Origin of the sequence: Alkalinema pantanalense CENA528, assembly GCF_050753345.1 — a bacterium.
Taxonomy (GTDB): Bacteria; Cyanobacteriota; Cyanobacteriia; order Leptolyngbyales; family Leptolyngbyaceae; genus Alkalinema; species Alkalinema pantanalense.
In genome coordinates this window covers 19,190-28,020 of record NZ_JBLZFX010000078.1, presented here as the reverse complement: position 1 = coordinate 28,020, position 8,831 = coordinate 19,190, and the positions used below count along the sequence as shown (strand labels likewise).

Here is an 8,831-nt window from a genome sequence, read left to right as displayed (position 1 = left end):
ACCCAGGCTTGGTACACTGAACGTAATCAATTGCAAAAGGCAGTAGATTGGCAGTTTACTACTGCCGATGCTCGGATTCGACTGAAGCGCCTCTATCCACAAATTGAAAACTGACAGTCCACTAGTTAATGTGTCACCTTCCGATTAGGGGATTGCTTTGACGCTACATCTAGTGCTATAAAGTAGCCCATAGATGAATGGGTTATGCCAAATTCTCTTTGCTCATATTTAAGGCTATCCAAGCTACCCTGGCAGCTTGCTTCACAGGTTTTTGGATAGTCTTTTTTTGTCAGTGTGGGTGCAGAAGAGATGGAGTAGGTCGTTAATAACTGAGGTTATCGGAAGAGTAACGGCGGGGTTCGAGGTGAATCATGACTCGAACGGGGTGAAACTGTTTTTCTAGAGCGGCTTCGACTGCTTCGGTAATACTATGGGCGGTTTCCACATCATCTGCATTCACAATGAGGTGCATTTCAATAAAGCATTGGCGGCCTACTAACCCTCGGGAGGCGATGTCATGTACATTGAGCACGCCCGGTATCGATCGCGTAATTTCAGAAATTGCTTCAGGGGCGATCGCGCTGCTGTCTACCAACCACGGCAAATTCTCGCGCAGAACTGTCCAGCCACTCCAGAAGACAAGGATCGCCACCGGAAAGGCTAAGGCAATATCGAGCCATTGCCAACCCAACACCCAGATCCCAATTAAGCCTGCCAGCACACTGATCGTGACCCAAATGTCGCTCATGGTGTGGTAGGCATCAGCAATTAGCAACGCGCTTTTGACCCGTTGTCCTTCCCGTCGTTCGTAGAATGCAACAAAGATATTGATCCCCAACACCAGTAGGAGCAGCCAGAGTTCTTGACTGCTGATTTGTAAGGCTTTACCTCCATGAAGGATGCGTTCGATCGCGCTTTGCAGAATTTCAAAACAGGCGATCCCTAAAAATGCAGCAATGCCCAAGGCTCCTACGGCTTCAAATTTTTGGTGTCCATAGGGATGATCCCGATCGGGCTCTGGGGAAGACCATTGGTTGGCAAATAGTCCCAGAACATTATTAGCACTGTCGGTCAGGCTATGGAGTGCATCAGCAATAATACTCAGTGACCCAGTGAGGATACCGACCCCGACCTTAATAGCCATCACTACCAGGTTGAGAACTAACGTAATGATTAAGACTCGACGGACGGTACTACGGTGATCAACCAGCATAATCAATTAACCTGTAAATAATCGAAGCAATAGGGATTGGCATAACCTGGAGAGAACCTTGATCTGTCTAGTCCATGCAACATCTATTAAAACAATTTTAAGGTTTGATAGCTGGCAATTCTAACTACTGAGTCACCATTGAGTCACTATTATTTTTTGTGTTCTAATTACGATTCTTTTCTATTAACGTCTGTATTATAAAAAATAATTGAGAGTAATGATTTTCAATGATTGCCAATCTTTGTTGTGAATATTTAGCAACTAATTGGATGCTTGGTTCTGTGATTAATATCAATCACTTGGATGGCTGGATTGGTGGGAAAGCTGGCTATGTTTAAACAATTGCTTTCTCTTTCCATTCTGTAAAACTTGACTGGTGAAGTACTATGGCGCAATTAACGTTGAACTTACCGATCGGCTCAGTGGGGTTTAGTTTTACTCCAGATTCTGCTCTAGAAATGAAAGCGGCTCTCAACCAATTAATGGATTGTTTGAAAGTTGCTGCCAATAAACCGCCTGCGGGGACAAAAGTTGCTCCCCAGAAGTCCATGGAGTATCGCTATACCGGTGATGTATTTTTAGAGCTATTTTGCAACCCCAATATCTATCCTACCCCCTTTGCAGCGAAGGTCTTAGTGACATTGCGAGACGATCGGATCCGAGTCAGGGTTGAGGGGGAATTGATGCAGATCTTGGAAGACTTAAATCAGTTTTTGGAGGCGGAAGGGTAAGTTTTGTCTGGCGATCGAGAACCAGCAGGGTTAATCTGCATCCGTTATCCTGGAAATGAGTAGGCGTTTCTAGGAAGTGTTTTGTTCTCCAAGTTCTCTCCTAAAAGTGTTCTTGTTTCAACTGGGAACCGTTTGAAACAGTTCTTGCTTGAAACAGTTTTGTTGCCCAACTGTTTGTGGCGATCCATCCTCATTAACGCTTACAGTTAAGATCAATTGTCGCATCCTTAAAATTTGTATAGGTGGGTTAGGTTTAATGAAGCCAATGAATACTGATGTTGTGTTGCAATTCTTCCAACAAGGGTTTCGTGCTGCGCTAGGTGCAACAACCTCCGCCGTGGAAGCAGTACAGGATCCCAAAAAAATCAATCAAACGCTCAACAAACTGACCACAAATCCGACGCAACTGGCCCAGGAATGGATTGAAAAGGGAGCCGTGACGGAGCAGGAAGCCCGACAGGTTGTCGATCGCTTTTGGCAACAGCGGCAAAATCCATCAGCCTCTGGGGTAACGGTGACCACGACCGCAGTGCCTGTGGCTCCTGATGTGCAGGCGGAACTCCAGGAACTCACAGCGCAATTATCTGCGATTCGGGCTGAGTTATCTAAACTGCGGGAGCAGCGATCGGGAGCTTAATTGAGGCGAGGACTTAGAGGACTTAATTGAGGCGAGGATTGCGTGGGATTCTTGGACAGGAAGGACTCACGCAAACTTACCTTACATGCTGAGTTTCGAACATATTCCAGTTTCTGACGTATTTGTTTGCCTGCTAGTTTATCGGTGCTCGCGGAATACCCCGCTCGTCTACCCGGCGGGGATGGATAGTGAGGGCGCGGTAGCGCCAATCTCTCAGCATCGTAGCAGAAAGACTTTCAACACCTCTTATGACGAGTGTACTATCACAAGATTAGTGATTGGGTCGATGATCATGCTGGTTCTAGAGTTCAAGGCTTACGGCAAAGTGCCACAGTTCAACGCCATTGACGCAGCGATTCGGGTAACGCAGTTCATCCGAAATAAGTCGATTCGATTGTGGATGGATGGAGGCGCTAAGTCTTGCTTTGATCTCAACAAATACTGCTCTGTACTGGCTAAAGAATTCGACTTTGCAAACCAGCTCAATTCGATGGCTCGTCAGTCAGCAGCCGAACGAGCATGGTCAGCCATCACGCGATTCTATGATAACTGCAAAAAGCGGATTCCCGGCAAGAAAGGCTTTCCCAAATTCCAGAAAGATTGTCGCTCAGTTGAGTACAAAACGTCTGGATGGAAGCTTGCAAATGACCGCAAATCAATCACCTTTACCGATAAATGCGGTATCGGTCAATTGAAGCTGAAAGGAACTCGCGATTTGCACTTCTATGAACCTGACCAAATCAAGCGGGTACGGTTGATAAAACGCGCAGACGGCTACTATGTCCAGTTCTGCATTTCTGTTGACCGTGCTGAATCGGTCGAACCATCGGGAACCGCTATCGGATTAGATGTGGGATTGAATGACTTCTACACCGATAGCAACAATCAAACCGTTGATAATCCGCGTTTTCTTCGCAAGGGTGAGAGACGGTTAAAAAAGGCTCAGAAGCGCGTATCGAAGCGCGTTAAGGGGTCAAATAACAGAGGAAAAGCAAGACAGATTTTAGGTAAGCGCTATCTCAAAATAAGTAGGCAACGTAAAGACCACGCTGTAAAGTTAGCGCGGTGCGTAATCACATCTAACGATGTAGTCGCCTATGAAGACTTGAGAATCAAGAACATGGTGCGGAATCATTGTCTTGCCAAGTCAATTAACGACGCATCTTGGTATCAGTTCCGCGTATGGTTGGAATACTTCGGCAAAGTGTTTGGCAAGATCACGATTGCCGTACCTCCTCACGGAACAAGTCAAGAATGCTCTCAATGCGGCGCAGTGGTCAAGAAAGGGCTATCGACACGGACGCATAGTTGTCAGTGTGGATGTGTTCTCAATCGTGACCACAACGCCGCGAGAAATATCCTGAGTCGGGGATTAAGTACTGTGGGGCACACAGGAACTTCCATGCTGGACATGGGAATCGCTTGGGGAGAAGACACCTCTACTCATGTTGGTGCGAACCTGCTTGAGCAAGTGACTTCGTAGAACCAAGAATCCCCATCCGCCTATGCGGTGGGGAGTGTCAATTGCCCGCTAAGATGCGATCGACAGTCAGAGCCAAGTCTTGCAAAACGGTGAAGTGAATCGTCCTGCTTGGGTGATCGATCCGTGCTTCGTACAGTCCTTCGACCTATGCCAGAAGAGTTACCTGTTTGGCGAGGGGATCAATGATTCCAAGATTCAGCAATGCCTGGTGATCCATACTCCGATCGTTTGTAACGTTAGTCTCGTTTTTCTTAACCTTCGCAGACCACTTCCACAACCAGCAACGGCGGGGGAACGTCCATGAAGACGATCGAACGGCTAGCGTCCTTCAGCGCGATTTCCCCTTCCTCGGATAGGACGGTGAAGTCCGGCAATCTCACCAATGCCTTCGTACGACTGGCGGCCACTTCTAAACCGATTCGTAACCGATGGCTAGGGATGCCCAACCCCAGGAATAATGCAAATAGAAAGGATGCGATTCTCTGCTTGAGGTCACTCCCGTTAGGGCGACGGTATTCGCTCTACCCCGTTGGAGCAGTCAAGTCTAAGGATGACATTAGCAGACATTAGTGTTGAGCGCTCTGTTGCCAAATCCGTTCCAGTCGTTGGACGAAGGCTTGCATTTTGGCTTTATGGAGTCGGTTTTGCAGTGATTGAAGGAAAAAGAAGCCAACAAAGGTGCTGGGAATCCCAATGTAAATGGCACGGAGGATGAGATCTGTCCAATTACCGCTGGGGGCAGGGGGGACGGTCGGGATTTGGAGAAACGGTGTATTGGATTGAGTGACAGCGGCAGGAGTAACGGGATCGCAAATGAGTTGGCGATTGAGTGGACGACACAGCCAATGCTGGCCGGAGGGGGATTGGACATGCAATACTTCAGACGCTTGGGCTGCGGATTGTCCAATCATGAGGGGGCAGGCGATCGTAATTAATAGCCAGCCCGCAAATCGGGATGATTGGCCTAAAACTCGTAGAAGACGGGGTTGAAAAACCGTTGATTCAGCAATCTGGCAAGATAGGGTGAGTGGAATGAGCGCTTGCCTCATTTCTCCTCCCGCAGGTCTAGTGAGGGTGGTAAAGCGATACTTCCTAATTTAAGCAAGCTTCTGTCGATCGTCAGATCTTCGTAATAAATATTACCGATTAGTAAATCTCCTCAATGGAAAAGGCAACAGGATGTACACAGGGTTGTACATTTGAGGGGATCAAGCGAGGGGAGTAAGACAGAACTATTAGGCTCTTAAGGTCAGGCTGTTCCTGTAGATGGCTTAACTGGGAAGACCCAGACCCTGAAGATCAATCACACCAAAGCTTAAGAATCCCTGGTTGTTAATAGGATGTTTAGACGGTACGCACTAAGCTGAAACCATGACTACGAAAGTTGTTGCTAGAAAACCGTTACTAAATCAGCAAATACTAAAGTCAGAAAACTGGCAAAAACTACAGTGAGAATTTGTTGAATCGTTGGCATTGGTTTGTCTTTGCAGTTACGGGGATGTGGGTTTTATGAGTGCGCTGAAAATTTCAACTCGCCAATTTATGGTTGCTCCGGATACGAAGATCAAACTGGGACGGGATTTTGATCCGGCCTATACGTCGGATTATTTAGATAAAAGTCAGGCGATCGGCAAGTTAGAACAGGATATTCAGCAACTAGCTCAGTATCAAGACATTCTCTATGCGCAGAATACCTATGCGCTCCTCGTGATTTTTCAGGCGATGGATGCGGCTGGGAAGGATGGCACGATTAAGCATGTCATGTCTGGGCTCAATCCCCAGGGCTGTCAGGTATTTAGCTTTAAGGCTCCCTCGGCGGAGGAATTGGATCACGATTATCTCTGGAGATCGTTCAAAGCCTTACCAGAGCGGGGCCGGATTGGTATTTTCAATCGTTCCTACTATGAAGAAGTCTTGGTGGCGCGGGTGCATCCAGAAGTGCTCGATCGCCAGCAACTCCCCCCCGATGCCAAAGGAAAAGGAATTTGGAAACAGCGTTTTCGGGAGATTAATCACTTTGAACAATATTTAGTTGATAACGGTGTCATTGTCGTTAAGTTCTTTCTCAACGTCTCAAAAAAAGAACAAAAAAAACGCTTCTTAGAACGCATCACGAATCCTGAAAAAAATTGGAAGTTTTCCCTCAATGATGTGCAAGAGCGCCAGTATTGGGATGACTACATGCATGCCTACGAAGACATGTTTCGCCATACCAGCACTGAATTTGCACCGTGGTATATCATTCCAGCGGATCACAAATGGTTTACACGATTAACGGTTGCCAGTATTTTGTGCGATCGCATGAAACAACTGAATTTAAAATATCCAATCCTCAGTGATGATCAACAGAAACACCTCAAATCTGCCCAAGCGATGTTAGAAGCGGAACCCTAAATGGGGCACATTCATCAGGGTCAATCAGTATTCGGTGTCAGGCGTCTGAGATTGCCAGACTGATCGCTTTCTCAGAATTGACAGGTTCTATGAGAAATAGAGGTCACAAAAATAGGGACAGTTTTGTGCAAAACTGTCCCTCCTATAGCCTATGAGTTTGAATGATGCACTCTGAAGCTTGGATACAGCATCTTAAATTGAATAAAACTTAAGATGCTGTAAAACTTAGATGCGCACGTTCAGTTGTTCTTTCTCAGGAACAACTGCATACTCTGCAACGATTTGACGGAATTCATCGCCGTCGATCGTTTCCCGTTCCACCAGCAGATCGACCAAGCGATCGATGACTTCCCGATTTTCGCGAATAATCCGACGGGCATCTTCGTAGCAGTGTTCCGCAATCTCGCGCACTTGGGCATCAATCCGCGCTTGAATTTCTTCAGAACAGTCGGAACGGGTCATCCAATCGCGACCGAGGAACACTTCACCCTGTTGGCTTTCGAGGGAAAGGGGCCCTAAATCGGACATGCCATAGCGGGTGACCATTTGTCGTGCCATTCCGGTGACCTGCTGCAAGTCTCCACCTGCGCCTGTGGTGACTTCTGCTCGACCAAAGACGACATCTTCAGCCGCACGGCCACCCAAGGCTCCGGTGATCCGAGCCATAATTTGCGCCCGAGAGATCAAACCAGAATCTTCAGAAGGCATGAACCAAGTTAAACCGCGAGCTTGACCTCGGGGAATCAGGGTTACTTTCTGCATGGGGTCATGGTGCTTCAGCAGTGTGCCCACGATCGCATGACCGACTTCATGGTAGGCCACGAGGCGTTTGCTCTTGCTGTCCACCATGGGAGTGCCTTCCATCCCGGCCACGACGCGATCGACCGCATCGTCAATTTCCTGAAGGGTAATGGCTTCCTTCCGACGACGGGCGCAGAGAATTGCCGCCTCATTCAGTAGGTTAGATAGATCGGCACCAGAGAACCCTGGGGTTCGGCGGGCGATGACTTCCAAAGACACATCATCGGCGATCTTCTTGTTGCGGGCATGGACTTTCAACACATCCAGACGCCCCTTGATGTCGGGGATGTCCACGGTGACTTGGCGATCGAAGCGACCGGGACGCAGGAGCGCCGCATCCAACACGTCGGGACGGTTGGTCGCAGCAATGACAATAATGCCTGTGTTGCCTTCAAAGCCGTCCATTTCCGTTAGCAACTGGTTCAGGGTTTGTTCCCGCTCGTCGTTGCCGCCGCCGATGCCAGCACCCCGTTGACGACCCACTGCGTCAATTTCATCAATAAAGATGATGCAAGGTGCATTTTCCTTAGCTTTCTTAAACAGGTCGCGGACGCGGGACGCACCCACCCCTACGAACATTTCCACAAATTCCGAACCAGAAATGCTGAAGAAGGGTACGCCTGCTTCCCCGGCGATCGCCTTAGCAAGCAGCGTTTTCCCGGTTCCAGGGGGGCCAACTAGCAGCACACCCTTAGGAATCCGAGCACCCACGGCGCTGAACTTCTCAGGTTTTTTCAAAAAGGTAACGACTTCTTGCAGTTCTTCCTTGGCTTCTTCAATCCCGGCTACGTCGTCAAACATAACGCCGGTTTTAGCCTCCATTTGGAAGCGGGCGCGGGACTTACCAAAGTTCATGGCTTGTCCAGGGCCGCCGGGAATGTTGTTGGAACGGCGGAACAGGAAGAACAGGCCCGATAGCAACAGGATGGGGAATACTAGGTTTCCTAAGATATTCCACAACGCGCCATCATTGCGGGGAGGGTGGGAATCTAACGCAATCTGAGAATCCCGCAGACGAGCGATCAGCTCTGGAGAGTTGCCAGGCAGATCCACCCGTAGCCGTTGAATACGATTATCTAATTCGGGATCCACTGCTTCCACGATCGCGGTGCGACCATTGTCGTAGAGATCCACCGCTTTGACCCGGTTAGCATCTAGATACTCTAGGAAGCGTCCGTAGGTCATGCGTGTGCTGGCGGTGTTCCGGGCAGCGTTGTTCCCGCCCATGGGCATCAGGGAACTTTGCCACAGGAAGAATCCGACTACGATCGCGGGCAGTGCCCAGAGTAAAATTGTTCTCCAGGTCGGTTTCATATAAGGGCAACCTCTCAGTACGCCTACAACAGACTCGTCGCTCTCAGCGGGAATAGGTATACCGAGCTAAAGGGGACTTCACGGAATATTCTTCGATGAATTCTTAAGTAAAAGTTCAGCGATGAAGATTCGATCGTTCCCGTCAGGATTTCAACTCGGTGCCGTCTAGCAGCAATCTTGGCGATCGGCTTCCAAACAGCAATGACAGATTTCATGAGAGTGATTGTTAACTTAATTTAACTTAATTTTTGCAGACAG

Annotated in this window: 8 protein-coding genes; 4 read left to right on the top strand and 4 right to left on the bottom strand. The window is 48.4% G+C overall.

Going from position 1 to position 8,831, the window contains the following annotated elements; genetic code table 11:
* Positions 1 to 322 precede the first annotated feature (322 nt).
* Entirely contained in the window at positions 323 to 1,213 is an 891-nt protein-coding gene (gene cdf31, locus ACN4EG_RS20430; RefSeq protein WP_431632036.1) for a CDF family zinc efflux transporter Cdf31, read from the bottom strand.
* A 386-nt stretch (positions 1,214 to 1,599) separates the two neighbouring features.
* Here cdf31 and ACN4EG_RS20425 point away from each other — a divergent pair, with 386 nt between their 5' ends.
* From ACN4EG_RS20425 to ACN4EG_RS20415, 3 genes are all read left to right on the top strand, one after another.
* Positions 1,600 to 1,944 (top strand): hypothetical protein, encoded by a 345-nt coding sequence (locus ACN4EG_RS20425; RefSeq protein WP_431632035.1) that lies wholly within the window; start codon positions 1,600 to 1,602, stop codon positions 1,942 to 1,944.
* A gap of 265 nt (positions 1,945 to 2,209) precedes the next feature.
* Entirely contained in the window at positions 2,210 to 2,581 is a 372-nt protein-coding gene (locus tag ACN4EG_RS20420; protein WP_431632034.1) for a hypothetical protein, read from the top strand.
* A gap of 286 nt (positions 2,582 to 2,867) precedes the next feature.
* Positions 2,868 to 4,064, top strand: a complete 1,197-nt coding sequence (locus ACN4EG_RS20415) for an RNA-guided endonuclease InsQ/TnpB family protein (RefSeq protein WP_431632033.1) — start codon at positions 2,868 to 2,870, stop codon at positions 4,062 to 4,064.
* A 251-nt stretch (positions 4,065 to 4,315) separates the two neighbouring features.
* Here the strand turns inward: ACN4EG_RS20415 and ACN4EG_RS20410 are convergent, their stop codons facing one another.
* Together ACN4EG_RS20410 and ACN4EG_RS20405 are read right to left on the bottom strand one after the other, a co-directional pair.
* Entirely contained in the window at positions 4,316 to 4,471 is a 156-nt protein-coding gene (locus ACN4EG_RS20410; RefSeq protein ID WP_431632032.1) for a hypothetical protein, read from the bottom strand.
* Positions 4,472 to 4,630: 159 nt separating this feature from the next.
* Positions 4,631 to 5,113 (bottom strand): hypothetical protein, encoded by a 483-nt coding sequence (locus tag ACN4EG_RS20405; protein ID WP_431632031.1) that lies wholly within the window; start codon positions 5,111 to 5,113, stop codon positions 4,631 to 4,633.
* Between the two features lie 460 nt (positions 5,114 to 5,573).
* On the opposite strand from ACN4EG_RS20405, the gene ACN4EG_RS20400 reads away from it, so the two are divergent.
* Positions 5,574 to 6,458: a polyphosphate kinase 2 family protein gene (locus tag ACN4EG_RS20400; RefSeq protein ID WP_431632030.1), complete on the top strand. Its 885-nt coding sequence runs from the start codon at positions 5,574 to 5,576 to the stop codon at positions 6,456 to 6,458.
* A 225-nt stretch (positions 6,459 to 6,683) separates the two neighbouring features.
* Here the strand turns inward: ACN4EG_RS20400 and ftsH2 are convergent, their stop codons facing one another.
* On the bottom strand, positions 6,684 to 8,573 hold the full coding sequence (gene ftsH2 / locus ACN4EG_RS20395) for an ATP-dependent zinc metalloprotease FtsH2 (protein ID WP_431632029.1): 1,890 nt from the start codon (positions 8,571 to 8,573) through the stop codon (positions 6,684 to 6,686).
* Positions 8,574 to 8,831: the final 258 nt, after the last annotated feature.